Source organism: Desulfosporosinus sp. BICA1-9 (assembly GCF_000802135.1).
Window position 1 is genome coordinate 1 of sequence record NZ_JUEE01000167.1, and the last position, 26,120, is coordinate 26,120.

General features: G+C 42.9%; 25 protein-coding genes. 8 read left to right on the forward strand and 17 right to left on the reverse strand.

Features of this window, described 5'->3' with window-relative positions; genetic code table 11:
• The 4 genes from JL57_RS20795 to JL57_RS20810 all read right to left on the reverse strand — a co-directional run.
• A partial coding sequence (locus tag JL57_RS20795) for an MFS transporter (RefSeq protein ID WP_034143887.1) occupies positions 1-185 on the reverse strand: 185 nt, incomplete at its 3' end.
• Between the two features lie 282 nt (positions 186-467).
• The gene (locus tag JL57_RS35115; protein WP_291299909.1) at positions 468-782 is read right to left on the reverse strand and encodes a zinc-ribbon domain containing protein; all 315 of its coding nucleotides are present in this window, start codon (positions 780-782) and stop codon (positions 468-470) included.
• A 286-nt stretch (positions 783-1,068) separates the two neighbouring features.
• Positions 1,069-2,064, reverse strand: a complete 996-nt coding sequence (locus tag JL57_RS20805; protein ID WP_034141861.1) for an asparaginase — start codon at positions 2,062-2,064, stop codon at positions 1,069-1,071.
• Between the two features lie 5 nt (positions 2,065-2,069).
• On the reverse strand, positions 2,070-2,561 hold the full coding sequence (locus tag JL57_RS20810; RefSeq protein ID WP_034141862.1) for an HD domain-containing protein: 492 nt from the start codon (positions 2,559-2,561) through the stop codon (positions 2,070-2,072).
• Positions 2,562-2,668: 107 nt separating this feature from the next.
• Here JL57_RS20810 and JL57_RS20815 point away from each other — a divergent pair, with 107 nt between their 5' ends.
• The 3 genes from JL57_RS20815 (at position 2,669) to JL57_RS20825 (ending at position 5,184) form a co-directional block, all read left to right on the forward strand.
• On the forward strand, positions 2,669-3,649 hold the full coding sequence (locus JL57_RS20815) for a glycosyl hydrolase family 18 protein (RefSeq protein WP_034141863.1): 981 nt from the start codon (positions 2,669-2,671) through the stop codon (positions 3,647-3,649).
• Positions 3,650-3,903: 254 nt separating this feature from the next.
• Positions 3,904-4,179, forward strand: a complete 276-nt coding sequence (locus tag JL57_RS20820; RefSeq protein WP_034141864.1) for a late competence development ComFB family protein — start codon at positions 3,904-3,906, stop codon at positions 4,177-4,179.
• Positions 4,180-4,509: 330 nt separating this feature from the next.
• Entirely contained in the window at positions 4,510-5,184 is a 675-nt protein-coding gene (locus JL57_RS20825; protein ID WP_034141865.1) for a Crp/Fnr family transcriptional regulator, read from the forward strand.
• Here JL57_RS20825 and JL57_RS20830 read toward each other — a convergent pair.
• Positions 5,181-6,041, reverse strand: coding sequence for a hypothetical protein (locus JL57_RS20830; RefSeq protein WP_291299910.1), 861 nt, complete (start codon positions 6,039-6,041; stop codon positions 5,181-5,183). The genes JL57_RS20825 and JL57_RS20830 overlap by 4 nt on opposite strands.
• A 139-nt stretch (positions 6,042-6,180) precedes the next feature.
• On the opposite strand from JL57_RS20830, the gene JL57_RS20835 reads away from it, so the two are divergent.
• Positions 6,181-8,427: an RNA helicase gene (locus JL57_RS20835; RefSeq protein WP_034141866.1), complete on the forward strand. Its 2,247-nt coding sequence runs from the start codon at positions 6,181-6,183 to the stop codon at positions 8,425-8,427.
• Positions 8,428-8,634: 207 nt separating this feature from the next.
• Here JL57_RS20835 and rd read toward each other — a convergent pair whose 3' ends face one another.
• The 5 genes from rd to JL57_RS20860 all read right to left on the reverse strand — a co-directional run bounded on the left by rd (position 8,635) and on the right by JL57_RS20860 (position 13,605).
• Positions 8,635-8,796, reverse strand: coding sequence for a rubredoxin (gene rd / locus JL57_RS20840; RefSeq protein ID WP_034141867.1), 162 nt, complete (start codon positions 8,794-8,796; stop codon positions 8,635-8,637).
• A 171-nt stretch (positions 8,797-8,967) separates the two neighbouring features.
• A complete protein-coding gene (locus tag JL57_RS20845) occupies positions 8,968-9,417 on the reverse strand; it encodes a hypothetical protein (RefSeq protein WP_034141868.1) in 450 nt (149 codons plus the stop codon).
• A 45-nt stretch (positions 9,418-9,462) separates the two neighbouring features.
• Positions 9,463-10,155: an HAD family hydrolase gene (locus JL57_RS20850; protein WP_034141869.1), complete on the reverse strand. Its 693-nt coding sequence runs from the start codon at positions 10,153-10,155 to the stop codon at positions 9,463-9,465.
• A gap of 702 nt (positions 10,156-10,857) precedes the next feature.
• Positions 10,858-13,026 carry an L-lactate dehydrogenase (quinone) large subunit LdhH gene (gene ldhH / locus JL57_RS20855; protein WP_034141870.1) on the reverse strand — a complete coding sequence of 723 codons (2,169 nt, stop codon included), beginning with the start codon at positions 13,024-13,026 and terminating at the stop codon, positions 10,858-10,860.
• The gene (locus JL57_RS20860) at positions 13,027-13,605 is read right to left on the reverse strand and encodes a lactate utilization protein (protein WP_034141871.1); all 579 of its coding nucleotides are present in this window, start codon (positions 13,603-13,605) and stop codon (positions 13,027-13,029) included.
• Positions 13,606-14,300: 695 nt separating this feature from the next.
• Here JL57_RS20860 and JL57_RS20865 point away from each other — a divergent pair.
• Together JL57_RS20865 and JL57_RS35120 are read left to right on the forward strand one after the other, a co-directional pair.
• Positions 14,301-15,080 (forward strand): M48 family metallopeptidase, encoded by a 780-nt coding sequence (locus JL57_RS20865; RefSeq protein WP_034141872.1) that lies wholly within the window; start codon positions 14,301-14,303, stop codon positions 15,078-15,080.
• A 169-nt stretch (positions 15,081-15,249) separates the two neighbouring features.
• The gene (locus JL57_RS35120) at positions 15,250-15,414 is read left to right on the forward strand and encodes a hypothetical protein (protein WP_291299911.1); all 165 of its coding nucleotides are present in this window, start codon (positions 15,250-15,252) and stop codon (positions 15,412-15,414) included.
• A 126-nt stretch (positions 15,415-15,540) separates the two neighbouring features.
• Here the strand turns inward: JL57_RS35120 and JL57_RS20870 are convergent, their stop codons facing one another.
• Positions 15,541-17,148 carry a prenyltransferase/squalene oxidase repeat-containing protein gene (locus JL57_RS20870; protein WP_034141873.1) on the reverse strand — a complete coding sequence of 536 codons (1,608 nt, stop codon included), beginning with the start codon at positions 17,146-17,148 and terminating at the stop codon, positions 15,541-15,543.
• Positions 17,149-17,323: 175 nt separating this feature from the next.
• A complete protein-coding gene (locus JL57_RS20875; protein ID WP_034141874.1) occupies positions 17,324-17,776 on the reverse strand; it encodes an N-acetyltransferase in 453 nt (150 codons plus the stop codon).
• 588 nt (positions 17,777-18,364) lie between these two features.
• Between JL57_RS20875 and JL57_RS20880 the strand changes: the two genes are divergently transcribed.
• Entirely contained in the window at positions 18,365-19,582 is a 1,218-nt protein-coding gene (locus JL57_RS20880; RefSeq protein WP_291299912.1) for a nitrogen regulation protein NR(II), read from the forward strand.
• Here JL57_RS20880 and JL57_RS20885 read toward each other — a convergent pair.
• From JL57_RS20885 to JL57_RS20905, 5 genes are all read right to left on the reverse strand, one after another.
• The gene (locus JL57_RS20885) at positions 19,560-20,807 is read right to left on the reverse strand and encodes a hypothetical protein (RefSeq protein WP_291299913.1); all 1,248 of its coding nucleotides are present in this window, start codon (positions 20,805-20,807) and stop codon (positions 19,560-19,562) included. The two genes, JL57_RS20880 and JL57_RS20885, sit on opposite strands and share 23 nt — an antisense overlap.
• A gap of 67 nt (positions 20,808-20,874) precedes the next feature.
• Positions 20,875-21,951 (reverse strand): P1 family peptidase, encoded by a 1,077-nt coding sequence (locus JL57_RS20890; RefSeq protein WP_034141876.1) that lies wholly within the window; start codon positions 21,949-21,951, stop codon positions 20,875-20,877.
• Between the two features lie 50 nt (positions 21,952-22,001).
• Complete coding sequence (locus JL57_RS20895) at positions 22,002-22,583, reverse strand: TetR/AcrR family transcriptional regulator (protein WP_034141877.1); 582 nt, start codon at positions 22,581-22,583, stop codon at positions 22,002-22,004.
• A 108-nt stretch (positions 22,584-22,691) separates the two neighbouring features.
• Entirely contained in the window at positions 22,692-23,852 is a 1,161-nt protein-coding gene (locus JL57_RS20900; RefSeq protein WP_034141878.1) for a glycerate kinase, read from the reverse strand.
• A 9-nt stretch (positions 23,853-23,861) separates the two neighbouring features.
• On the reverse strand, positions 23,862-24,197 hold the full coding sequence (locus JL57_RS20905; protein ID WP_034141879.1) for a hypothetical protein: 336 nt from the start codon (positions 24,195-24,197) through the stop codon (positions 23,862-23,864).
• 239 nt (positions 24,198-24,436) lie between these two features.
• Here JL57_RS20905 and JL57_RS20915 point away from each other — a divergent pair, with 239 nt between their 5' ends.
• On the forward strand, positions 24,437-25,963 hold the full coding sequence (locus JL57_RS20915) for a transposase (protein ID WP_291300372.1): 1,527 nt from the start codon (positions 24,437-24,439) through the stop codon (positions 25,961-25,963).
• Positions 25,964-26,120 lie beyond the last annotated feature (157 nt).

A 26,120-nucleotide genomic window follows, 5' to 3' on the forward strand; every position in this document is an offset into this window, starting at 1 on the left:
TCTGCCTGTGTTCCCCAGACAGCTTGAGCAAAAATACCGGCGAAGGGCCCTACTGACATTAGGACACCAATTTCAAGACTGTTTAAGTTCGAATGACTTAAAAATAATGGCAAAAAGGGAATATAAATTCCCACAGCTGCAAAATAGAAAATATAATACCCTGCCATCACAGAATTCCGTTTCACGGTAGTCTCTCCTCCTTTCACTTAAGGGTTTTCCAGGTCCTAGAGGGATCACCAAAAAAATGTTGTTAACCTAGAAAATTGTTAAATATTATGTTCGCAACTCGAAATTAATACTCTCTACATAGTATTAATAACTAGGCTTGTGCCAAGGATCGGCTAAGGCCATCCATGGATCAATCGAAACTAGGCACATCTTAAAAGAAAACAGAACGTTATACTTTCTGAAAAGTACAAAAAAGGCTAGGGATAATCCCTAACCTTTTGTACTATTTATACTATCGTTTAGTACCGACGCATTGATTGGAAGCAATCGCGGCAATACACAGGTTTTTCACCTGAAGGTTGAAACGGAACTTCCGTCTCTACTCCACAGCTTGCGCAAACTGCAGGGAACATTTGTCGTTGCGGTCGACTACCATTACTTCCGAATCCGCCGCTACGGCCACCACCTGATTGTTGTTTGCGGGCATGACGACACGCTGGGCACCGAGTTGGATCGTTTTCGAATCCTTTTTCAATGTAGAAATCTTGTTCTCCCGCCGTGAAAATAAATTCTTGACTGCAATCGCGACATGTTAGAGTTCTGTCCTGAGCCATTCTAACTCCTCCTTATTAGGTGTTCCTTGTACGGATTGGATCCTTCAACAAATTATCATCCGTTGCACCAAATAAGGTCAAAGTATGGATTCCAATTTTGATAGGCCCAAGTCTTAACAAGCACAGGGTCAGTATAGCAGAGCAAATGCTTAGAAGCAATCTAATTTTTTTATGAAATTTTAAGTATATAAGCGAATCAGGAAGAATCTTGAAACCCGCTATCAGAAAAAAACCCTCATGTGTGGTCGATAAAGCATTATTAGTTGGGTGGATCAATTTTATCTGATCAAGAAATATCGACAGCCCCATTAGCTAGCATCTGTCTTAGTTCCTTTTTGTCAATCCCCTGACCTAAGGCAATACTTAAAAACAAGCGGACCTTTTCAGTCGACAGATCTGCTGAAAACCAAGCTCCTACTCGTTCTAAATCTGCGCCTCCACCCGGATATCCATAGATCGGGGCTGTACGCCCAAATAAGCAACGCGATGTGATAACGACAGGGATGCCGTTGGTCACAAGTTTAGCTATCTCTGGGATTAACTGAGGGGGTAAGTTTCCGCGTCCGAACGCTTCAATCACCATGGCATCCGTGTTTTGTTGGGCTATCTTCAAAATTTCCGGTGACATACCCGTAAACGCTTTGCAAATTGCTACATTGGCTAAACTCTTCGGAACTCCAAGTTTAAGTGAGGGTTCCGGTTTACGATGCCAAATAACCTGTCCAGTATCAATACTGCCTAACGCTCCAATATCTCCTGAATCAAAAGCATCCACATGACTTGTGTGAAGTTTGCGCACATCCCGTGCAGCATGTATTTCTTCATTCAGAGCAATTACAATGCCACGCTGCAGAGCTCGAGGATCTAGGGCGATACGCATAGCATTATGTAAATTACGAGGACCATCTGAATCACTCTCTGAAGCGTCCCTTTGCGAAGCGGTAAAGATCACAGGCCGTGGGTCTTTAATAGCAACATCCAGGAAATAAGCTGTTTCTTCAAGTGTATCTGTCCCATGGGTAATGATGATCCCTTTTAGTGAAGGATCGAGAAAAAAATGCTGTTCGACCTTATGTGCTAAAGACCTCATGTGTAGGGGTTGAATATTACAACTGGCAACATTGCTAAAATCACAAATTTCCCAATCAGCCTCTTGGGAAAGATCGGGTAGGCTTTCCACAAGCTCGAGACCGCCAACAGCAGGAACCACCTTTCCCGCCTTATTCTTACGCATGGCAATAGTACCACCCGTTGCAATTAGAAGTACTTTTTCCTTTTTCACGGTGCTCACCCTTCATCAAACAACGAAATTCCTAAGTTGTTTAATGCTTTCTTCAATCTCACCATATGATACGGTTTTTGGATGTGTTCTCCATGCCAATGACAATCTAAGAGATCGGCATCCTTGACGAGTTCCTCGAGCGAAGTTCCGATCTGATCCTTTTTAGAATGATTGATGACCGCTTGCACAATCTGCTCTCTAGATTCATCCGAATACTTCCCCTCGGCTAAGAAACGGCGAATTGGATCCTCTCCTTTTGGGGCATGATCCAACTGTTTTCCAGTCTCCCAGCGACCGATGTCATGTAAAGCACAAGCCAAAGCTGCTTGCTCTATGTCTACATTTCGCATTTCCGCCAACATACGACCGATTTGAGCACAGCTTGTCGCATGAGCCTTTTCCCAAGTGATAGGGTAATCACGCTCAATGGTCGCTGCGTCCAAATGATCCAACAAATCGTATATCCTTTGTAAATCCTTGATAAATTCCCAATTCATTGCCGCTCCCCCTATTTACTTATTTTACCATAAAAAAAAGAAAATTAATTCGTATTCTCCTCATATCTTATCCTAAGAGTATTTGCGACATGAGGAGGAGGTCTGTATTGAATTCTAATTGGACACCCACTGCACGACGTCTTATCAACAAACGCTTATGGATCCTCGGGTATTCTTCCGAGGACTACGAAGGTGATTTTCGCGCCCTTGAAACGCTAAGACAACAGGGCCCCCACATTGATGTTTACGCTGACTTTGCCTATCAACTTCAACCAGATGGTCAGTTCATCGGTCAGGTTAATAAGCTAGTGCTTCAAGAAGCTATAGAACAAGGCACTGCGCCCTTTATTCTCTTCCATAATTTTGACGGCAAAATCTTTGATCCCCTTCCCTTGCGTTCAGTTTTATCTTCAACTGCCTCTCAAAGAAATTGTATACGTCATATGATTAATTTACTACCACCAAATGTAGCCGGAGTACATGTGGATTTTGAAGGGGTAGAAGCTCCATACCGTATTCCTTTCCTCACCTTTCTTGAATCTCTAAAAACCACTTTACATGACCGCGGCTTACTCTTATCGATTGCTATCCCTGCAAAACGCTCGGAGTCGGAGGCTCCTGGCTATGACTTTGCTGGGATTGGGCGCTTATGTGATTCAATTACTCTAATGACCTATGACGAACACTACTCGTGCGGTACACCTGGTCCTATCGCAAGTCTTCCTTGGATGACCCAAGCACTTGACTACGCCATCCACTATATACCCAATGAAAAGATATTACTAGGAATTCCAGTCTATGGCTACGATTGGTCCAACGAACCAACGTGTATGGTCCCAATGCGTGAAATTCCCGAGTTAGTCGCCCAAAATAACGCACGAGTTCTTTGGTCTGACCAAGCGGTAGGGCCCTACTTCTTTTATTGGCGAGGACGAACAAGGCATACTGTGTGGCATGAAAATGAACTTTCTGCCAAGGTTCGCCTTGGGTTTGTCAAAAGTTACCGCTTGCGAGGGATAGCCATTTGGCGCCTTGGCTATGAGACAAACCGTTTCTGGCAAGAGGTCTCCAATAAACTCAAACGATAGGCTTGTCCTCACCTGTCTTCGATTCATTGCTGTACGTCAAGTTAAGTGGCAAGCATCGGATATATAATATGAAAAAAACTGATATTGAAGAGAGGGCTGTATCATCAACATCTGGTGATCCAAGCCTTCATTTTTAACTATATGAGACAGTTATTGGGCCTGTCCTCAAACTATCCGTAAAACCCTACTTGTTCTTTAATCAATAAACGCTTATCATTGAATTATCAATAGCTACTAAGGAGATGAGCACATCCATGTATGAGCTTAAAAATCACACAGAAATAGTGGTCCAACAAGCACTACAAGACTACCTTCGAATTAATCAACTTTCATGCTCCTGTGAACGCTGTCAGGCCGATATAATGGCCCATGCTTTGAATCGTTTGCCAGCGCGCTACTATGTTTCTTCACGAGGCGAGATTATGACGCAATGGGAATCCCAGGCGCTTCCAGATCAAGCGCGTATCATGTCAGAAGTGGTCCGTGCCGCGCAGCAAGTCAATGCTACTCCGTCACATCCACTAGACTAACTTATCCTACGCTACAATTTAGACAGCATTTATTACGATGATCACGGCTAATACCGCTACGACAGCTAATGTTATAACCCTAAATGGAGAGTCTATGACCAGTTCTATCCTGACTGGGGTCACTTCAATGTCGATCATACCATTTCCTCCTCGCTCCTTTCTATTGTATGGTCTTTTCTGACCGCTTGTTAAAATGAGGAGGCCAAAAGGTCTCCTCTTTTTTATTCACTGTTTGAATCGACCTCTGTATCAGTTTATTATAGCACGTTTATATCATCCAAAAAAAAGATTTAACTGAGAACTTAAATTCAGAAAGGAGGTCTTTCTTTTATGCTCAACTCTGAAGAACTTCTCCGTTTTTCTCTGTTTTCGTCTTTAAGCCCCAGTGATGTAGCCCCCCTTCTCCCACATTTAATCGAGCGCCGTTATCGTCGGGGGCAACTATTATTTGTAGAAGGTGAGATTGGTTCATCGGTATATTTTGTCCTTTCTGGGCAAGTTAAACTTAGTAAATCAACCCCTGAAGGTGAAGAACAGATTCTTGATTGGTGTGGTCCCTATGATTGTTTCGCCGAGGTTTTGCTTCTCGAAGCCGGTTCCTACCCAGCAACCGCTGAAGTCCTGCAGGATAGCACCTTATTAGTCCTGCATAACGAAGTAATGTCCCATATTCTGGAATCTAATCCTGCTCTTTCACTAGCCCTCATTCGCACCTTAAGCCGACGCTTAAGACTCGCCCAGGAATTCATCCGAATTTTGACGAATCGTTCAACCGCCGGAATTCTAGCTGCCCTTTTCCTTCGCCTAGCACAACCAGCCAACAATCCTGGCCAGCCTATTTTTATAGATGCTTCTCTCACACATCGAGATTTAGCTAACATGATTGGGACTTCTCGTGAATGCGTCAACCGATCCATCAACAGCTGGAAGCGCTCTGGAATTCTAAAACTAGTAGATAATCGATTAGAAATCATAAAACCTCACGAGTTAGCAGACTGGCCTTAATTAAAGACCAGGGCATTGCTACCGCTTGGTTGTTGTTCAAGTTGGTTTATGATTCGCCAACATTCTTCCCAGCTAATATTCGCCTGTCGGCGCCAAAAAACCATGGCAGCACGAGTTTTTTCACACTCTCGTTCATTAAGCATACTTTGGTTTGGCAGTTTACCACCCCAGGCTTTAACCCACTCTTGATAACCTTGGATCAATTCTGCAGATTGGCTCCTTAAATACCGAATCGTGTAAATACTAGTTAACCAATATATATCTTTTTCTTCTCCACCCCTTACATATACTTGCCCATCTAGATCCGCACCGGCTATCAATAATAGTAAGAACAGGAAATGAACGCGCACGGCTTGTCGCAAAGTGTCCGGATTAATTTGCATTAGTTCTGAAAATCGGCCAAGAGGCTTGAGAAAGATCTTAACTGCTGGATCTCGATAAGTACAAATTCCAAATGCCGCTAAAGGAATTGGATAGATGTCATCCAACCCGCTTTCCTGCAATTGACCCACTAACTCTCGCTCGGCTTGAACCAAGCGTTGCTCTCTGATTAAAAGTTGCTCAGTCGTTTCTTTTAAGAAGGATTCCGCTTCTTTAGGACGATCCGGAAGAGCATCAGCCCATTCACGTAACCGGGAGCGTCGTGGCATGAGAATATCAATGATTGACCCCGTCTCTTGATGCAAAACCTTAAATCCTTGGCGCACGCGATCAGGATCGTGATATAATCCCCGCATCAGCGCTTCAGCCGCTGAGGGAATTTCTACAGATTCCTCAAACCGTATAATCACTTCTCCATGTCTTTCCGGGAACTTGAGTCCCATGGCCTTCTCAATCTCTAACCGTATTGAAGACACATCTGATCCCCCCTAGCCTCGTCTCTTGTTTCATCCTATGGATTCAAGGGACCATTCAGACCATAACGGTGCTAAATTTGACCATTATTGATTGCTTTGTTAAAATTAGCAAAATGACATCAGAAACGAGCTGACTACTATGTCTAAGCGCATCTATCACGATTTTGCCCTAGACCCTTTTCAAGAAGAGGCCCTCGATGCAATTGATGCCGGAAAATCCGTCATTGTTGCTGCACCTACCGGCACAGGAAAAACCCTAGTGGCGGATTATCTAATAGAAAAGTCCATGAACGAACACTTAAGAGTGATCTATACGGCACCCATTAAAGCTCTCAGTAATCAGAAATTCAGAGACTTCAAAAAACAATTTGGCGAAGATGCAGTAGGGATCATGACTGGGGATGTTGTTCTTAATCCAACTGCTCCGTTGCTCATTATGACAACAGAGGTCTTTCGCAACCAAGTCATTACCGAAGACCCTGCCCTAGAGTTTGTTTCTCATATAGTCTTTGATGAAATTCACTGGTTAAATGATGAAGAACGAGGCACTGTTTGGGAAGAGTCTATTATTCTTGCACCCCCTAAAATGAAGATTCTGGGTTTGAGTGCCACCATTGCTAATGCCAAACATTTAGTAGATTGGATTGAGTCCATTCGACATGAAGATGTAGCTTTGATCGAAGAACACAATCGGGTGGTCCCCCTAGAATATTATTACTACACCAAGGACACCGGCCTTGTGGATTATGACCAGCTATGGCGTTACTATCGCCGGAAACTCAAAGATCGAATCAATGATGAAAATCCCTTTGGCCCAACGACTCATTTAGACCTCATTCGCACAATCCAGCGTGAACATCTCCCAGCGCTCTTCTTTGTTTTCAGTCGCAAACAATGTGCCTTAAAAGCCATGGAATTAGCCACCATCGGCAATTACTTAAAAGCGACCGAACGTCGAACCGTTGAAGACAAATTTCTTCAAAGCTTCGGTTCAGAAGTAGACTGGTCCTCATCGACAAGGCAACTCAAGCGCTTGTGTTCAAAGGGAATCGCCTATCATCATGCTGGCTTACTCCCCTCCCAAAAAGTTATAGTTGAAGAACTCTTTTTAGAACGCCTCATCAAAGTACTCTACTGCACAGAAACCTTTAGTGTGGGCATAAATTATCCCGTCAAGGCAGTCTGTTTCGATTCATTGAATAAATATGATGGACGAAACTTTCGACCGCTTGCCAATCATGAATTTTTTCAAATGTCCGGTCGGGCGGGACGACGCGGTCTTGATGAAAAAGGCTTCTCCTTTGCCCTAGTCGATTTAGCCTATATGGAAAAAAGTCCACCCCCTAAATTTCAATTAAATCGTCTTGAACCGCTAACCAGTCAATTTAGACTTACCTATAATACTGTTCTCAATCTCACGGCAACCCTAACCCAAGCTCAAATCGAAATCTACTTTCAAAAAAGTTTTGCAGCCTATAGCTATCGCCTGAGTTCTGATTTCCTTCACACTCAGTTAGCGCAAATCCAACAACAGCTCGCTGGAGCGCAACATCTCTGCGAAGAGGTTGGATCATTTCAGTGTCCGCTTAAACACCATCCTAAACGGAAGGAATTAGAGAGACTTAAGAAAACGTTCAAGGCTTTAGGCCCCCGCAAGCAGTCTCGTGTTTACGGACGAGAAATGGCCCGTAAGATTCGCACTTGGGAAAAACTTTTATCCCTTTCTCCTAAGAGTTGCCCCACAGAAAAGCAAGAAAACTGCCATAGTCAAAGTAAATCTTTCCTTACAATTAAACAACAACAACAAGAGCTTCAAAAGGCCTTAGACGCTCTTCCTGAAGAAAATGCCTTTCTTCAGGAATTTGAATACAAAAAAAATCATCTCCGCCAGCTAGGGTATATGCGGGGAGATGAGCTTTTAGCCCGTGGCACTTGTGCCAGTCGAATTTATGTCCAAGAACTCCTGGTAACTGAATTAATTTACTCAGACGTTTTCCCGCAACTTGATGACGACCAACTTAACGCCTTGCTGTCTAGTATTGACTTCGAAGCAAGAAAAAACGATATGTTTCACCGGACGACAGTTTTTGATTCTGAACCTGTCAAAGTTTTCGTAGAATACCTTCAAAGTGTTTGTGGCCAAGACTCAGTAAGATATGACCCTAGAGTCGCAGGAATTACCTATGCTTGGAGCCAAGGCAGTACGTTTGTGGAAGTTCAAGCGTTATGTAACCTAGACGAGGGAGATATTATCAGCGTTTTCCGACGCACCATTGATCTGATGCGCCAAATGCGAGAGGCCGTAAGCGATATTGCCCTACGCAATCGCCTGAAAGTATGCATGGAAAAACTTGATCGAGATGAAGCGGCTATCATGGAACTATAAGACTAATGCGACGAAAAGAGGCGGTACAACGAAGTTTGTACTGCCTCTTTAATCTGTCATCGTAGGGTTAGCCGTCTATATTAAGGGATTAATAACGGTTTATTAATAGTTAGACACCCACTTTTCGAAGTGGGTGTCTAACTATTCTGCTTCGGTGGGAGTAGAATCCCTCACCGAAGTCTCAATGTCAGCTTTAGCAGAACGAGTTTACTCTGAGACTTCAAACATATCTTTACCTACTCCACAAAGTGGACAAACCCAATCTTCTGGGATATCTTCAAAAGCTGTGCCTGGTGCAATTCCAGAATCAGGATCTCCGGCCTCAGGATCATAAATATAACCACATGCTGAACAAACATATTTTTTCATTAAAAACCCTCCCATTTAATTATTGATTCAATGTATGTATTGAATTATTGTAGCATTTTTTTATTACTTTTGCCAATTTGCTTTCATAAAAGTTCTTATTAAGAGCATAGCGCTGCTCTAGTATCTCCATTTAAGACTCCCACATTTATAAGTGGAAATTGGCATATCCATTTATCTTAAGAATCCATTGTCAAAGGAAATCCTGTAATGCTGCAATGCAAAGCCCCGGAAATTCTCTACACAATGGCAAGGTTCGTGATGATCACAAAACCCCACCTCCAGCTTACCGCTCAAATGATGATGCAAAATATGAACATTAATGTATAAATGACTGGCTCGCTCGTTTACTTCCAGATAATATCGTATTGCCAAACAGAAAAGAATAAGCATCACTAAACTCACAAATACTCCAACTCTCGGCAAAAACCAAGGAATAAGCAAAGCAACTAACCCTAAGAAGAAAAGAATAACCGTCCCAATCATCACTTGAAGTTTAGCGAGTCTCCACTCCTTATAGCGGCCAAGAAATTCATAGAATAATTGGGCCATACGGACAGATGGAAACGCTTGGTCTAGCCTTTCACCCGTTTTATACTGTGCGAACTGGCAAAAACTCACCACGCATATCCTTCCTTCCTTTCTTACTCTGATGATCCGATTAACCCTTTACAAACTCCCAAGACTAATGTTTCGGAGGAGATCGTCAAGTTGTCCAAAATAATCCGACTGAACCTCAGAACTTAACGCACCAACAAAAAAGACTTTCATTCCCAGTTCTCGACAGATTAAATCTTCAGGATTTTCGCTAACCAGCAGGCAGCTTTCCGGTTTAACGCGAAGATTCTCGGCGATTTCTCGATAGAACTCGATATGGGGTTTACAATAATGTAAGTTATCCATGGCTGCAATGATTTTAAAATGTTCTGGTACGAGACCCGCCCAGCGGGCCTGTTCCTGCATGGCAGTTAAAGGCATGATCGGATTCGACACAACTCCAGTTAAAAAGCCTTGCTGAATAGCGTACTCTACTACTTTAACTCCAAGAGGGTTAACTTGAACCAAACAGCGCAAAGCAGGAAAATCCGAAGCATAAAACTCATCAAATAATGGTTTAAGTGTCAGAATTGACTGACCCGTGACTTTACAAAAATCATCATAAAAAGTCTGCATATTAGTTTGCCCAGGTTTAGGTTCCTTTTGAGTGACTTCTATCGATTTCAATAATTGTTTGGAAAACTTATCCGGCGAAAGAAGATGCGCAAATCTTGGCGCTAAAATACCAAGGAAATTTTGCATGAACTTGGCATAATCTACATTTGTCAACGTTTTCTCTAAGTCAAAAAGAATGGCTTGGATCACGTTCATGTCCTCCTATTGAGATCTCAAACCCAACGAGCTATCTATTGTTTCCTACTTCCCCTATACTATTCTCTCTTTTCTTCTGAATTCCTTCCAGTTCTGAGAAGCTTACGTTCAACTCAATAATATTCCCATCTTTAGGAACTTAATCCACAATACCTACATCAGATAGGCATCATGCATTTAATCTGCCCCAGAGAAAATAATCCCCAAGGGATTTCCATCTCCCCTGGGGATCTCAAATAGCTCTCAGCTCTCGCAACGGCCCACTCTGTTTTCCAGAGGTGCAATCCCTGAGATTGCCCTCCTTATTGTGCTGCAGACTCATAAGGAGGGCAATGTTCTCTGTGAGGTTTTGGAAACAGGTCCCCATCAAACCATAAAAACGTTCCATTTAGACTCTTAAGAAGTCACGTAGCGATAATTCATTCTTACCTCTTCATCATCCATCAATCTTCTGAATCGCTCTTTTTAAGTCCACTAAATGAAAAATAACGTTATTGGTAGAAAATGGCTAACCTCTTTCTCCTCTCTTGGTAAACAACCTTTCTCCTTCAACGCGATTTCGCTCGCTTTCGTGGCAACACATTGCCATACAATTTGGATAAAAGGCTGTCTGCTCACACTAGTTTTAATTCTAGGTAGCAGACCAAAATACCTTGGTAGAAAAATACATTTTTTACACTAATAATGTTGAACCAACTATTTCTTAGTGTTTTTTTGCAATTTTTTTCGTTTCTCTAAGAGGAGTTCCGCTGTATGAATGACCTTAATGTCAGGATTTTGCTTATCTAAACCCCCAGAGATTTGCATCAAACATCCAGGACAGTCGACCACGACCACATCTGCACCAGTCTCTTCAATATTATTAAGTTTACGCTCTAAGATAGGGCCGGATAGCTCGGGAAACTTTATCGAATAAGACCCTGCGAAACCACAGCAGCGATCGGATTCCTTCATCTCAATCAGTTGCACTCCAGAAGTATCGGTCAGTATTTTGCGAGGTTCGGCAAAAACTCCCATTGAGCGTTTCAGGTGGCAAGAATCATGATAGGTCACTTTTAGCGGTACTCCGTCGCCCCCAGGAGTTAAACCACCCAAATCAGACAATAATTTAGAAAAGTCCAAAGCTTTATGGCTTAGCTCTTCAGCACGAGCTGCTAACCCTGGATCATCATGAAGCAACTCTTTGAAACTCTCCTTCAGCGCATGGGTACAGGTTGGGCAGGCAGAAACCACATAATCAACCTTTTCTGCCTCTAATGCTTCGATATTCATAATCGCACATTTACGCGCATTACTGCGGTCACCCATGTAGGTAGCCGGTGCACCGCAACAGGATTGTCCCTCAGGAAAGACGACTTCATACCCTTTTTCATTCAGGGCAACTATGACTCCTTCTCCGATCTTCGGATAGACAAAATCGATCAGACAACCAGCATAAAGAGCGATTTTTCCTTTCGGATTTTTCACGTCTTGCTTAACCGTTTTGAAGACATCACGGAAGGGGACCTTGGCCACGGCCGGTAAACTCTTCTTCTCGGTAAGGCCCGAGAGAAACATGGGTAAATGACGAATCACAGGTTGCCCTTTAGTGAATGGCTTTTGGGCAACGGATGCCATACGTAACAGGGAATGGAACAATCGGCGATTAGATACTACATCTAGGGCAAATTTTTGAGTGAAGGTCAGTCCCTCTTTTTCACCCATCCGATTTCTCATTTCCAATATCATTTGTGGTATATCTAATTTTCCAGGACAGACTTCCGAACATTTACCACATTGGAGACAAAGATTTTGGGGATTTTGGGCATCTTTTTCAGAATTCAGGAAATTGGTTAAGATCGTTCCGATTCCACCGGTATAAATATGTCCATAAACATGCCCACCCACCAGTTGGAAGGCTGGGCATACATTGAGACAGGATGCACAGCGAATGCACTGGAAGGTCTTTTTAAACTTCTCATCGTTATACATCTTCCGGCGGCCATTGTCCATCAGAATGATATGGAATTCTTTATCTTTAACCGTTCCATCCGGGTAATAGGCAGGAGTCGGGCCTGTTACCATACTCACATAGCTCGTAATCTGCTGACCAGTCGCACTCCTTGGAAGTGCTTGCAGGATATGTGTGGCATCCTCAAATTTAGGCACGAGTTTCTCGATGCCGACTAAATAAACATGGATGGGGGGCAAGGTGGAGGTTAGTCGGCCGTTTCCTTCATTGGTAAGCATGATCAATGTCCCTGTCTCAGCAATAGCCATATTTGCTCCGGAAATTCCCATATCGGCTTCAAGAAAGGATTTACGCAGTTCTTCTCGAGCGGTTTTAACAAGTTCAGCAATAACCGGTTGGTTCAACTTGTGTAAGTGGCCGGAAAAAACATTAGCAACCTCTTCTTTTGTCATATGGATCGCTGGTAAGACCATATGGGAAGGATGTTGACCTGCCAGCTGAACAATCCACTCTCCCAAGTCTGTTTCCTGTACATCGATACCTTCAGACATCAACCTTTTATTCAGTAAAATTTCTTCCGAAACCATTGATTTTGATTTTACAATTTTCTTAACGTCTTGACCTTTGGCTAAGTCAAGAATATATTGTTTAGCATCCTCACCAGTCGACGCACGGAAAACCTTCGCTCCCCGGGCAGTGGCAGATTGTTCAAATTGATCAATCATCTCTTCTAAATGGCTAGCAGCATACGACTTAACTTCCGCAATATTGTCACTAATCGATTGGAAATCATAACCTTCATACGCTTTGGCGCGAGCTATCGTATATGCATCTCCAAAACGTCCTAAAGCCCCACGTAAAACATCATTTCCTAGCGCCTCTGAAATCTTCTTCTTAAATTGTTTATCTGCCAATTAAATCACTTCCTCTACTTGCTCATCGACAAAGACCACTACAAGTTGTTTCGGGCCATGTACCCCTATCGTCAAAACACGTTCAATATCGGAGGTTCTACTAGGGCCAGTGATAAACCCCACAAACCCTGGTATTTGGGGTAGTTGATGAAGTGTTGCCATCGTCTCTTTTAAGGTTGGTATGATCGCCGACGTCGAAACTAGAGCAATGTGAATGGGAACAAGAGTAGAGCACAAGCGCTGATCAACATTGGCATCAGCATCCGCTTGGACTAGTGTACCAAGTTCTGCAATGGCGTAGTTCACCTGCGTAATACCAGCCTGTGCATTAGGGGTGACTTCACGAAAATGATCAGTATGTACCGTAATGCCAGCTTTACGAATCTGTTGTGCAAAATTTCCTTTTTCCAAAATAGAAGCATTTAAAAGTGCGACAGTATTAATCCCTTTTTCTAGCATAACTTTGCAAACCAATTCTCCAGCCTCATTTGCAGTCTTCACACGATAGCATTCTCCAGATACCACTTCTAATTTGACTTTAAACCGTTCATATAATTCAGTCACTGAATCAATTTCCATCTTGTTATTCCTCCTATGATTATTAAGTTAGTCTATAATTGAACCCACATACTCCTTAGCCTTAAAATCACAATATCCTGTTTAAGTGGTCAGGCCATCATACCATTAATAATTCAATTTTAATCTAAATCTGAGCGAATTACAATATCTTTTGCATTAAAATTTTAATATTTTGATTACCTATGATTTTATTATGCGCAACCATTATCCTAGTGATATGAGGAGAATCAATCGAATGAGTAATGCTTGAAAAGTATTGTTAACAGTAATCTCCTATAATTTACACATTGATTTTCGACAAATTATGCGTTAAGGTTTAAATAAGTAAAGTTTAGTAGCAAATTTACTAGACCTTGCGCAAAAGAGGATTTCCGGACGCGGAAATCCTCTCACTATTTTTATATCTGATAATTTACTTAATCTCTAATTTTTAGTTGTAATCAACTATATTTCTTGTAATTAATAATAATTTGATTATAATACATTGGTTAGGGCCACCTATAAAATCTAATTATTAATGAGCATTCCGTTAGGAGTGCTCATTTTATATTCCCTTCGTACTATGAATTCTGCTAATTGTGAAACACCCAACTTCAAGTGGGAATTTCACCCCGACTCTACGCTATGCGCTATGTTAATCTGAACCCGGTTCTATTTACCTTCTCTCTGTCGTAACTATAAATAGGAGGGATGGGATGGGCAAAGTGCAATACGATCCAGAAATTGTTTATGTGCAAAAATTATATTTTTTTTTGTTCTTGGCAACAATTACAATGCTGGCAAGTGTTATTACTGTCTGGCGCTTCGGCCTAAGATATGCTCTTTGGGTTCTGGTCAGCGGGTTATGCATTTCCTATCTAGCCATGCTTCAGAAGAAAGACTTTAACCCTCCAGATAAGAGAATAACCGCACAACGCATGGCTCATGCCATTTCTCAAGACTCCAGCCCCTTGTCGATTGCTCGTTTTGCATGTCAATTATATTACTACTTTCAAGAACCGACTCAAGCAATAACACTTCTAGAAAAGTTCCTTCCCAGCCACGCACCTTTGCTCTGCTCGACACTTGGAGACATCCTTCTTAAAGAAGGAAACACTAAACGCGCGCTTTATGTTTTACGAGAGAACCCCTATGCCTTAGTCGACCCGCTCCTGCTTTCGACACAAGCACGTATTCTTAAACAAATAGGCAAAACCCATGAAGCGGCAAAAATGTTCGAACATAGCTTAAATCTTGCCAAACAAAATGGATTTCCCCAGAGTGGTGCCCATTGGATAACTCAAAAAATGCTTACGATAAGTTATAAAGCCAGTATTCACCATTCTCTTGCAGATTGTTATGTCATTCTAAATAATCTTCCCCAGGCAAAACGACATTATCGAGCTGGCAACCGCCTTCTACTTGATTGTACACTTTGGCGTCATTGCCCGTCAGATTTATTACATTCTGCAAAAAACAACAATGATTCTTATTAGTTCATCAATATTTACCCTTTTAATCCCAACGCTTATTCCCTATTCCAACACCTTTTTTAGAGTCTATTCATTATAATAATGATAAAGGTCACTAATATAATAATGAATAGACATATATTCTTGTAAAATCGAATAAAACTCATCTACGTTTTGAAATGGAGGGTGAAAAATGTTGTCAACTCATGCTGAAGAGATTCTAGGGTTTATCCGTGATTTTGAAGCGTCCTCTCGTGACTATCTCATATCCAAAGGCTTCAGTGAATACGAGATGACCAATGCCTATCTCGACTTACAATGGAATTTCCTCCATACAATTCTTAAACAACGTCAGTAGATTACATAATACTTCATAATCTCTAATATGACCTCTCTAAGTATTCAAAAAATTAAACGCACATCAATTACCCCTTAACCACCTAACGCTTATGTAGGTGATTAAGGGGTTTTTAATAGCATTAAGTCACCTAAAAAACTTTATACCCCCCCTCTTATTAATGTGTTGCACGCGTTGAAACCTCTGTAAAGCTCGAATGGCCGTGAGTACCGTGGATAAAGGTTCTTCATAATTCCAGCCCTTTGCGTAGACCCCTTGGTAAGATGGTTTAAAAGAACCGTTACTGTTCTGGGCTGCGAGAAGGTTTACTATTCCTTTTTCAAAGACTTCCCATGAAACAACGTTCGAATACCGCAATAACCCTGAAATGGCCAAACTTGTTTCGACTACAGAACCCCAACCTCCATTATTAACCTGAGCATTCAAAAGAAATAGTTGTCCTTTGTTCCCTGCTCCCAAGATATTGCGTGCAGTACTCCAGCGTTTCCAACGAAAGCTTAACTTACTGAATAATTCTAAAGCTTGAGCTGTGCTATAAACAGCCCCCTCATACCAAGTGGCTGGAAATGCACCCTGGTCCTCTTGTTGAGTTAAAATCCAATTTAATCCGCGCCAGATTATTTCATCTTGGGATCGCGGACTAGGCCCTAATGCCTCGAGAACATGAATACTCACGTCGACACTAGGAATATAGACTGGAAATTCCGAAGAAATCCGAGGAGGTATTCCTTGAAAGCTGGGAAATGTTCCCCAACTTCCGTCATTATTTTGTAAACAGTTCAACAGAAGAACTCCCAACTGATTTTGTTCTCCTAACGCCTGATGCAAACCAATCAAAGCAACCGAGGTATCATCCAAGTCTGGATGGGTAAATGGGGGAGTACTGCCATAGCTCCCATCCTCATTCTGACCCCTTTTTAACCAATCGATTGCTTTTTTTAACCATAGGATATCTGAAGGCTTTTGAGTTGTCTCAGAAAAGACGCTTAAGGCCCATCCAATAGCCCATATTTTGAGCTGATCAAATGCAGGCCAACCACCACTTGGATACTGTTTTCGAACCAGCCACTGTGCAGCCCTTTGAGACTGTTCTACATGACTGCCTTTGATCACAAGCGCGAGCATAGCCATGCTTGTGGCGATAATATCCTCTGCCCAAGAGCCATCCGACATTTGTGTCTTGAGAAGATATTCAAGGCCTTGTTGAATGCCCTCTTGTGTGTTCGAGTCAAGCAGCGACGCCGCAACAACGACTGGCCGACCATAGAGTGGTAACTTGGCTAAAATCCTCTCTTCGAGAATCGTTGGCAGCAATATTTCCTCAGGGGTAGGTCCCTCGAGGCCAGGAACCACCCTTTGCCCTAACGATAGAATCACATGAGAAAATTGCCGTGCTTTAGCTAAAAGTCTAAATTTCGCCCTCCATCCGCCTTGACTCCCCTGAAGTACCATACCGACAATCTGAGTTATCTCTTCGTCTGGCTTGTCACCTGGATACTTTCCCCAGCCACCTTGATGTTGATGCTGCTTTAACCATTGGGCCCCATTCTGCTGGGGGAGCTCGTACCCTCTCCCGACTGCCAGCAGAGCAAGATCAGCAAGTGCCGTAGCCCCAAGACTGGGGGAAACGCCATGGGCTTCGTCAATACTTTCTGATAAGATCTGTTCTACTCCCTCTGAGACAAAATTCCGTGCTTGGTCGAGACCCTTTTCAACTTCCCAATCTAATTCCATTGAACTCTCTCCGTCTTCATTATTTGCAGGCCATAGTACGGTTTATGTAATAAAGCAAAAAATTGTTCAACAAATTAAATACCGAACCATAAGGTTCGGTATAATGTTTGTTGATCTTATATTATTAAATCTTTTTTCACTACAGCAATTGACAATTCAGCTTCTACACAGCCATTTATAGAGTGCGCCCCACTGCTATCTCATCGCAATTGGGGAATTTTATACAATTAATGCACTCTGTCCATACTTTTTGGGGCATTTGGTCTTTGCTGACTTCTTCATACCCACAGTATTTAAAAAACTGAGGCTGATAAGTCAAGGCAAAAAGTTTCGTACAGCCCAGTTCTTTCGCTTCTGCTTCAAGTGCTCTGACAATCTGGGTTCCGATCCCTCTTCGTTTGTAGCCACTGGCAACCGCTAACGCCCGTATTTCTGCTAAGTCACTCCAAAGAATATGAAGGGACGCAACCCCCACTAATTGGTCATCCTCTTCAGCCAGCAAGAATTCGCGAATGTTTTCATAAAGCATATTTCTTGATCTTGGCAGCATGAGTCCTTGTTCAGCGTTGCTATTTATTAATAACATCATCGCTTCTACATCCGCTATTCGTGCCTTACGCAATTTCATTGATTATAGCTCCTTTTTGTCTTTTGCATAATTATACAATATTTCTTATATAGTTGCATAATTTTTCTTACGAACTGATCCTTTAAGTTTGCTGAAGACTTTAATGCTTTACTACATAATGGGTTAATTTAACGTTCTTTTTGATTACGAAATATCTAAATATTTAAAAAATACCGAGCCATTTCTACTAATAACCATAGTTCTGCCTTGTTTGTCGGATTTTAGAGTATGAATATTTATTCTAATGTCACGAATTTGAGTGTTTAAGCCTATATCAGATATACTTCCCCAAACATTACATCTCCTTATTTTTACATTTTTTTGCATCTACTTATGATAAACTATGATAGTGTGTTTCTGATAGTTTTCCGAAAGGAGATTAAAATTGTGATTTCCCTAAAGTTACGGTTGAGTTCTCTACTAAGACAAAGTATCTTTATTGTCTTGACCGCTATTATGATTATATTCATTTTTAGCGTTGATTTTTTACCTATTTCTGGCCTCCTTCACTTGATACTTATTTGCATACCTTTCATCACCCTTATTATTTGGTTCGAACTTTGGTACAGTACTTGGGGCAAAGTTTGGATGTTTAGCATTTTGTTGCTTATCTTTTGCAGCCAAGTTTATCCTCCCTCCTCTCATTCCAGCCCCATGTTGATAGTCCATCTTCTCTTTCTCTTCGTCATGTTATTTCTCTTCAACCGTAAGGAGACTCGAGAACGCGCACGACATCAACATCACATCAATACTATGCGGGCCTTACTGTGGCAAAATCCTCCAATCGTCAAAACCGTCGACTATAGTCATGAAGCCATCATTTTAATAGATAATACAGGAGAGATTATCGAGTCAAATCCTCGTTCGACTCACTTATTAGGCTTATCTAAGTCCTCATTAGTTGGCCAACCCATCTCTAAAGCCTTAGGTATTTTGAATAATTTCCAACCTACTAGTTTACCGGAAGTCGGCGAATTCACCTGGAAGAACTCGAAAAAAGAAATTATGCATCTGCGTTTTCAAACTCGCCCTTTACTAAACTTTGACATTCCTTCGGGCACACTATTGACGCTTTTCGATATCAGCGAAGAGAAAAAACGCTCGGAAGCGTATGTACAGGTTGCAAAATTCGCCATTATTAATGAGGTTTCTGCTGGTTTGGCGCATGAAATTCGCAACCCCTTGACAACCATCAAAGGGTTTATGCAACTGATTACTCCCGAACAATGGCCGGAGTCCTACCGTCCGTATCAACAGCTTATTCTGGATGAAATTCACACCTTAGAACAAGTGTTGGGCAAGTTTCTCCTCATTACGAGTCCTTCAGCACCACAAATTAAAGCACTTAGCTTAGCTGATACTATTCATGCCACAACTCAATTAATTCAGCCCCTGAGAGATCGAAAAGGTGTAACCCTTGTGCTCGAACTCTCATCCCATTCAGTCTGTATCATGGGGGACCATGAACAACTTCTTCAAGCGCTTCTATCCATACTCAATAATGCGATTGAAGCTTCACCCCAAGGAGGGAAGGTCATTATTCGTCTCACAGAACACGAATCTCATATAAGAATTAGGGTTATCGATAATGGACCAGGTATTCCAGAAAATTTGCGTAAAAGGGTTCTTGATCCCTTCTTTTCCACCCATAATGAAGGTACCGGACTGGGGTTAACCATTGCACAACAAATTATACTTGCCCATCATGGCAAGCTACACATTTCCGAATCTACAGCATCAAGTGGGACCGAGGTGTTAATAGATTTTCCCAGTTTAGCAACGTTTACGAGTAACCTTTCTGCATAAGCGAATGATTTAACAGTGATCCCTGACAATTTAGTTCATAAATCCCCTTATCTTGCCAGTTTTCTGGCAACGTCCAGATAGGAAACTTATCCACATCCGTTAACCAACAGTACCACCGCCGAAGTTCTTCTTCCTTGCCAAGTGCCGTCAGCCAATGAACACGGCCATCCCAAACTAGTGGATTACCTTTGTCATCCTTGGCAAACACTAATAGCATGCTTCTTTCCAAAACACTCGCTAACAAAACACTCTGAGCAGCTTTGGTAAGTGGCTTTTCAAAGATTGGGCATACAACACTTAACTGCCCATTCCACTGATAAAAATACCATTCTTCTAACTCCATCACCGTGTTTTCTGCACGCTCCTTAGGAAGCCACGGCCAAGACCACGGACTCCCCCAGAGTGACTTTAACACCCCGTCTCCCTGATGTAGCAACAAAGCCAAAAGGTCTTGAGTGCGAAGTTTACCTTCTTGCTCAAGAGATTCTAAGTAATCCAGAATGCTGACAATTGTGGCGCAAAACTCCGGGTTTAGTGAACCGGAAGCATCCACCCAGCCTTGTTTTTGCCACTTGACCATTTGTTCCCCTTTCTTTAACCACTTCACTTTGGTGGATAGTTCAAATTTTTTCCCTTTGCGCCGCACTTCAGCAATTTCAAAGTGACCCCAGAGGAAACTTATGCTCTGAGGTTTAATTTCTATACGAACCCTACGGGCTGTCAAATCACTAAAGAATGACTTCACAGTCGTCAATTGTTGCCTTACCACAGGATTTAAGCCCTCTGCCCAGCGTTTCCAATCTGGCCGTTCCTCTCCTAGGACGTAGCGAGGTTGGTTGCTAGTTTGCTTCTCTGGAATGGGGTATAAACTAGGCGAGAGTTTTTCACGCCAGTAAACCGCTCTTGCAAAAATTGTACCCCCAATTTTAGTGAGTCCAGTTAAAAAAGAAGTTGAAAAATTAGGGGCTACGTAATAAATTACTGTTTTTGCGCCATTACTGAGTCGATTTCCCCATAGTAACCCGGCAAGTAGGAATTCATCTTCGCGTGGAACTGAAGAACTCGCAATGATCCCAACTCTTAACGTGGTCTCGCCGCCCATAAAATAAGCAAACTGGACTGGGAGGCGACTGGCCTTTTTTTTATCGTCTGGATACTCCTTTAAATCTTTTACTATAAATGCATCTGGATGAGCTTCCCAGATCATATTCCAGCTTATACTCACAATGAACCTCCCTTAGCTTTTCTCCCTAAGGATGTTTACGCGTTAAGTGCGAAAATCATGACAAATTCTATGAAAATCCTCCCTGCCAACTTCGAATTATTTGTAACGTTTCTCTAATCGGCAGGGCGTAACGAATATTTCCATCTCGTCCTTCCATAGTCTGAGCCAAAAAGAGAGCATTCCAAATGCTTTCTGCAGTGGACTCCACCACAGCTCTGAAGAATTCATCCAAGGCCCAATCTGATAAAGAACTGCCATTGTTGCCCTCACTACAATGGGTGCTAACCATTAAGCAAAAATCACCACTTCCAGTGCTAGAAATAGACCCCGTCCGAGCCATACCTAAACTAGCCCTACGCGCAAGTAATTGCAATTGCCAGCGTGATAATGGTGCATCTGTGATCCCTATCAGGATTAACGATCCAGGATTGTACCCCTTAGCTTGCAGAGCAAGGAATTTCCCTACTGGAACACCGGATAAAATAAAATCGTTTAAAATACCAAAATTGGCCAGTGCAAGCATACCCACAACATAGTTTTTCACGCCTTGTCGAACAAGGCGTGAAGAACTTCCAATGCCCCCTTTTAGTTGAAAACAGGACATCCCAACCCCAGCCCCGACATTCCCCTGCTCTATCGGTCCTCTCGCAGCCCGTTGAAGGGCAAGGATGGCATCCAAGGGCTTAACATGTCGGCCGCGAATATCATTCAGATAAGAATCGTCACATTCCATGACAACCACATTAGGGGTCCGTGCTTCGTTACCAATCTCTGGGTACTTCTTTAAAAGGTAGGTGATAACACCATGACCCACGTCATGAACGCTTAGAGTATTGGTCAATAAAATGGGGGAATTAAGAATCCCCATTTCTTGAATAAAAGGAACTCCTATCGATTTCCCATACCCATTTATTATGTCAATTGCTGCCTTGCAGGGCTGTCGATAAAGGTCAGGGCGAGGTAGAATAGCAGTCACACCCGTCCTAACAGGACCGCTTCCATTGGGATCTAACGGACCCACTCCTCGAATTAATGACACATTCCCTACTAATACGCCTGGCACATCCGAAATATCATTGTGAGGTCCGACCGGCATCTCTCCCAGCCAAAGCCCAAGACTCCTCGGCGAGTAGCGTGCAGACATAAAAAATCCCCCCACTGTACTCTATGAGCAACAATGGAGGGATATGAATGTCACGCCTCTTGCTTCTTTTCCGAAAGACCGTCTAAAAAGACCATCAGCGCATGATTTAATTCTTCATGTAAATTGCCTGAACCTGAAACAAACCAGCGCATGAAATGTTGAACCATCATACCTTCTAGACTTTCAGCTAAAAAAGCGGGTTCGAACTCACGACTGATTTCGCCGTTTTGTTGTCCTACCGTTATAATAGCCATCAGGGCATAATGTAAACTCAAATCATAATCTGCCCCATCGCGATTTCGCACAGTAACCCAAGCAATTTCACGATCTTTTATCATGAACCCAGCCCAATCTTGCAGAAGGTTTCCTAACCGCTGGCGAGTATCCATACATACCTGTTGACGCCCCTCATTGACAAGATCTTGCCAAGAACGACGTGAAAATTCCAGCACTACAGCTTCCTTTGTTGAAAAATAATTATAGAACGTTCCCTTTCCCACATCAGCTTGCTGAGTAATTTGATCGACTGAGGTGGCTGTAAATCCTTGCAAACGGAAAAGTTGCATAGCATTTGAGAAAATCTTTTCGCGTGTCTCTTTTTTCTTACGTTCTCTTCGAGACATTTCCGTCACTATAAATCCCCCCCTTTATCCATGTTAGCGGACAAATGAACTTCTATGTCAGTCATTCTCCGTATACCATATTTTTCCTGCCTACAAAGGGGGCTTAACAATAAATATTTACGCTTTTTGGTTCTTTTGGGCAACCTCATACCCGAGCTTCCATACCAAAAGAATCCTCCATACTGCCCTCTCCAACTGTTCTTCTGCTTTTAAGAAAGCTTCCTCTAAAGTCGTAATCCCTTCAGAAACGCTGAAACAACAAGTAACCCCCAGTTCTGCTAAAAAATCCGGAGGCCCCTCCACCGATCCCGAGATTGCAAGTACTGGCACCTTATAGTTCTTCGCTAAGGCGGCAACTCCGACTGGTACCTTACCATATGCCGTCTGAAAGTCTGTCCTTCCCTCGCCCGTGAGCACTAAATCTGCTTGCCTAATTTTCTCATCTGCCTTGGCCACCTCTAAGACAATCTGTGACCCTGGTCGTAATTTCGCTCCCAGAAATCCAACCACCCCAGCACCAAGTCCTCCTGCTGCGCCCCCACCGGCTAATTCCAGAAGGTTCATCCCCACCACTTTGCTCAAGCGCTGCCCAAAGTTTTGCAATGCAGCATCCAAAACTTTTACATCTTCAGGCTGAGCGCCCTTTTGCGGACCATAAACTGCACTCGCGCCCTCTGGACCACACAACGGATTTTGAACATCACAGGCCACCTCAATCTTTACCTGAGATAGACGGGGATTTATGCCAGACATATCTAGGCTAACAAGCTTGGCAAGGGCAGCCCCTCCTTGAGGTAACTCTTGTCCTTGAGCATCCAAAAGTTTAACCCCCAACGCGGTTGCCACCCCGGCACCACCATCGTTCGTAGCACTTCCGCCGATACCGAGAAGAATTTTAGTGACTCCACGCTCCAACGCGTCCCGTATCAGTAGGCCGGTTCCGTAGGTTGAGGTCACGAGAGGATTACGTTCATCATCGCGCAAAAGAGGAAGCCCTGAAGCTGCTGCCATTTCAATAATGGCTGTCGCTCCACAGTCGATAAGACCATAAGACGTTTCAATCGGTCGTCCCAGCGGATCTGTCACCTTGACTTTGACCTTGACCCCATCCGCTGCGCTAAGGATCGCCTCGACCGTACCTTCCCCACCGTCTGCCATAGGGATCATATCAATCACACTTTCTGGGTAAACTCGCTGGACCCCCCTACTCATTGCAGCCGCCACGTCATTGGCATTTAAACAACCCTTGAAAGAGTCTGGGGCTATAACAATTCGCATACTTACTTATCACTCCTTAGATTGAGCACGTTGCCCTATATACCTTCCAGCTTTAAGAAAAACGAAGAGGCTGACATAATCTATTACAATCATGATTAAGCTTTCAATAGGAATTTCTAGCAAACTAGCAATTACATAAGATAATAGGTTAAATATCAAAGCCGCAAGGTATGCGGAACGCCAATTTTCATATTGGCGGCAATAACCTACTAGAAAACCCAGTGGATAAAAAAGAGCAAAATTGATGCCCAATTGATTGAGTATACCACCCGAAACGAAAAACTCGCCCCAAAAAATATAGAGCAAGCTTAAAATAAGTACGTAGCGCCAAAAAACAAGGTTCATGCGTCCCTCCTCATACTTAAATAGACTCTCGGCATTCGCCGAGGCGGTTGGGCCAAGGGGTTCCTTGAACCAACCTTATAGCATTCCTCCTACTTTAGTGGGAGGAATTTTGCTTTTTCATACAGTCGAACTGGAAATTCACTAGTAATAAAAATTTTCTTAATCTGCCATAAAACGGCCAGAATTACTTGACTTTCCCAAAACGCCCCCATAATCGCGTGACGAGGGGTTTTATCCCTTTGATTACAAAATATGGGGTGATCTGTTTGAAGCCAATACTTGTTTCTCATAAAACATATCAGGATTCCGTTCTCCTTCGTCTCCGCCAACATTATTCCGGCGGGGTCTTTGTCATCGTTAATGATGACTGGCATTTGGTCGTGAAGCTCTGGATGACTGATTTGTCTTACATCACGACTCTGCTTCAGGATGGCTATGATCTCAAAGGTCCGCAGCCTCGTGATCCGGCTTCTATGCTCCGTTCATATCTTCTCTTTCTCATGACGAAGCCGGAAATTGGCGTTACAGAATGGATTAATGAAATGAAACGTATTCCCTACTATGCCATCCTTAGCGGTTTCGAACCCGGAGACATTCCCGGTGTCGGTACCTTCTACGACTTCTTCCAACGCCTTTGGTCTGTCAGCGGTAACAATCTTAAACCAAAGAAGCAGACGAGGGGTAAAAAACCCAAGAAAGGTAAGAAAAAAGGTGAAAAGGCTCCAACGACCACACCCGGCAAGGTCAAACGCTTGGTCGAGTGGGTAATACGTCATGCCACTAAAAAATCGGACTTGCCCATGGATCGCCTGTTCCACTTTTTTCAGTCTCAAATCTTGGCTATTTCTGCCAAGCTTGGGTTACTTGGTACTATAGACGCCTTGAGCGTGGCTGGTGACGGTACTCCTGTTGTCACGGCTGCTTATCCCCGTAGTAAATCAACGTGTGATTGTCGTGCCCAAGGCCTTGCCAAATGCAACCATCCCCGTATCTACTCTCAACCCGACTGCAACTCGGGATGGGATAGCTCCCGTGAGAAGTTTTTCAACGGTTATCATCTCTACATGATTTCTGCTTCAGACTCTCACAATGATTTGCCATTGTATCCAAGACTGCAGCCTGCTTCCAGACACGACTCTGTCAGTCTGATCGTCAGTGCGGTTGAATTTAAGCAACGTTTTACCTTGGGCACGGTGGAAAAAATGCTGTTGGATTCCGCTCATGATGCCGAGGCTATTTATCACCTGATGGAGCACCAGAACGTTGAGCCGTATATTGATCTTAACTGCCGTAGTAAAAAGAATACAAAAACTGGCTCAGATATTCAGATTTCACCAAACGGTATTCCCATTTGTCCCATTGGCCTTGAAATGAAACCCAATGGCCACGATAATCTACAAAATCGAGATAAATGGCGATGTGCACTGTCCTGCGGTTCAAAGAATTCCTGTACTTCACCTTGTTCTAAAGCAAAGTATGGTCGTACCTACCACACCCACTCTAAGGATAACTTACGGCTTTTTACCAAGACTCCTCGCGACTCGGAAAAGTGGAAGGTCATTTACAAACGCCGAACATCCATTGAACGCTCCAATAAACGAGAGAAGATCGACTACAAGCTGGAATCTGGACGACATCGCTCCACGAAAATGTGGTACGTTCGCGTTTATGCCATTATGATCTGTCAGCACATGGATGCTTGGTTTTCTCATCAGAAGGAGAGCTTCAAGGATCTTAAATCATGGATTTTTCCTCAGACTGCTTAACGTTTTTTAGTTTTTAAAAAGGGCACTGTGACGTTTGTTTGCTATACCCATTATTAAAAATCCTTTTCTGTCTTAAGAATTACCCTCGTTTATCGCGAATTTCCAGCTCATTTTCCATATATCCGCCGTTCCCACCCCTTGAATTCCGAGAGGCTAT

What these genes read in the sequence shown, in the direction of transcription:
- JL57_RS20870 (WP_034141873.1), bottom strand. Translation starts at nt 17,148, where the DNA reads ATGGAATTAGATTGGGAAGTTGAAAAGGGTCTCGACCAAGCACGGAAT.
- JL57_RS20825 (WP_034141865.1), top strand. Translation starts at nt 4,510, where the DNA reads ATGCTCAACTCTGAAGAACTTCTCCGTTTTTCTCTGTTTTCGTCTTTA.
- rd (WP_034141867.1), bottom strand. Translation starts at nt 8,796, where the DNA reads ATGAAAAAATATGTTTGTTCAGCATGTGGTTATATTTATGATCCTGAG.
- JL57_RS20905 (WP_034141879.1), bottom strand. Translation starts at nt 24,197, where the DNA reads ATGAACCTTGTTTTTTGGCGCTACGTACTTATTTTAAGCTTGCTCTAT.
- JL57_RS20875 (WP_034141874.1), bottom strand. Translation starts at nt 17,776, where the DNA reads ATGAAATTGCGTAAGGCACGAATAGCGGATGTAGAAGCGATGATGTTA.
- JL57_RS20820 (WP_034141864.1), top strand. Translation starts at nt 3,904, where the DNA reads ATGTATGAGCTTAAAAATCACACAGAAATAGTGGTCCAACAAGCACTA.
- JL57_RS35115 (WP_291299909.1), bottom strand. Translation starts at nt 782, where the DNA reads ATGGCTCAGGACAGAACTCTAACATGTCGCGATTGCAGTCAAGAATTT.
- JL57_RS20810 (WP_034141862.1), bottom strand. Translation starts at nt 2,561, where the DNA reads ATGAATTGGGAATTTATCAAGGATTTACAAAGGATATACGATTTGTTG.
- JL57_RS20890 (WP_034141876.1), bottom strand. Translation starts at nt 21,951, where the DNA reads ATGTCTGCACGCTACTCGCCGAGGAGTCTTGGGCTTTGGCTGGGAGAG.
- JL57_RS20880 (WP_291299912.1), top strand. Translation starts at nt 18,365, where the DNA reads ATGTTTAGCATTTTGTTGCTTATCTTTTGCAGCCAAGTTTATCCTCCC.
- JL57_RS20865 (WP_034141872.1), top strand. Translation starts at nt 14,301, where the DNA reads ATGGGCAAAGTGCAATACGATCCAGAAATTGTTTATGTGCAAAAATTA.
- JL57_RS20860 (WP_034141871.1), bottom strand. Translation starts at nt 13,605, where the DNA reads ATGGAAATTGATTCAGTGACTGAATTATATGAACGGTTTAAAGTCAAA.
- JL57_RS20835 (WP_034141866.1), top strand. Translation starts at nt 6,181, where the DNA reads ATGTCTAAGCGCATCTATCACGATTTTGCCCTAGACCCTTTTCAAGAA.
- JL57_RS20900 (WP_034141878.1), bottom strand. Translation starts at nt 23,852, where the DNA reads ATGCGAATTGTTATAGCCCCAGACTCTTTCAAGGGTTGTTTAAATGCC.
- JL57_RS35120 (WP_291299911.1), top strand. Translation starts at nt 15,250, where the DNA reads ATGTTGTCAACTCATGCTGAAGAGATTCTAGGGTTTATCCGTGATTTT.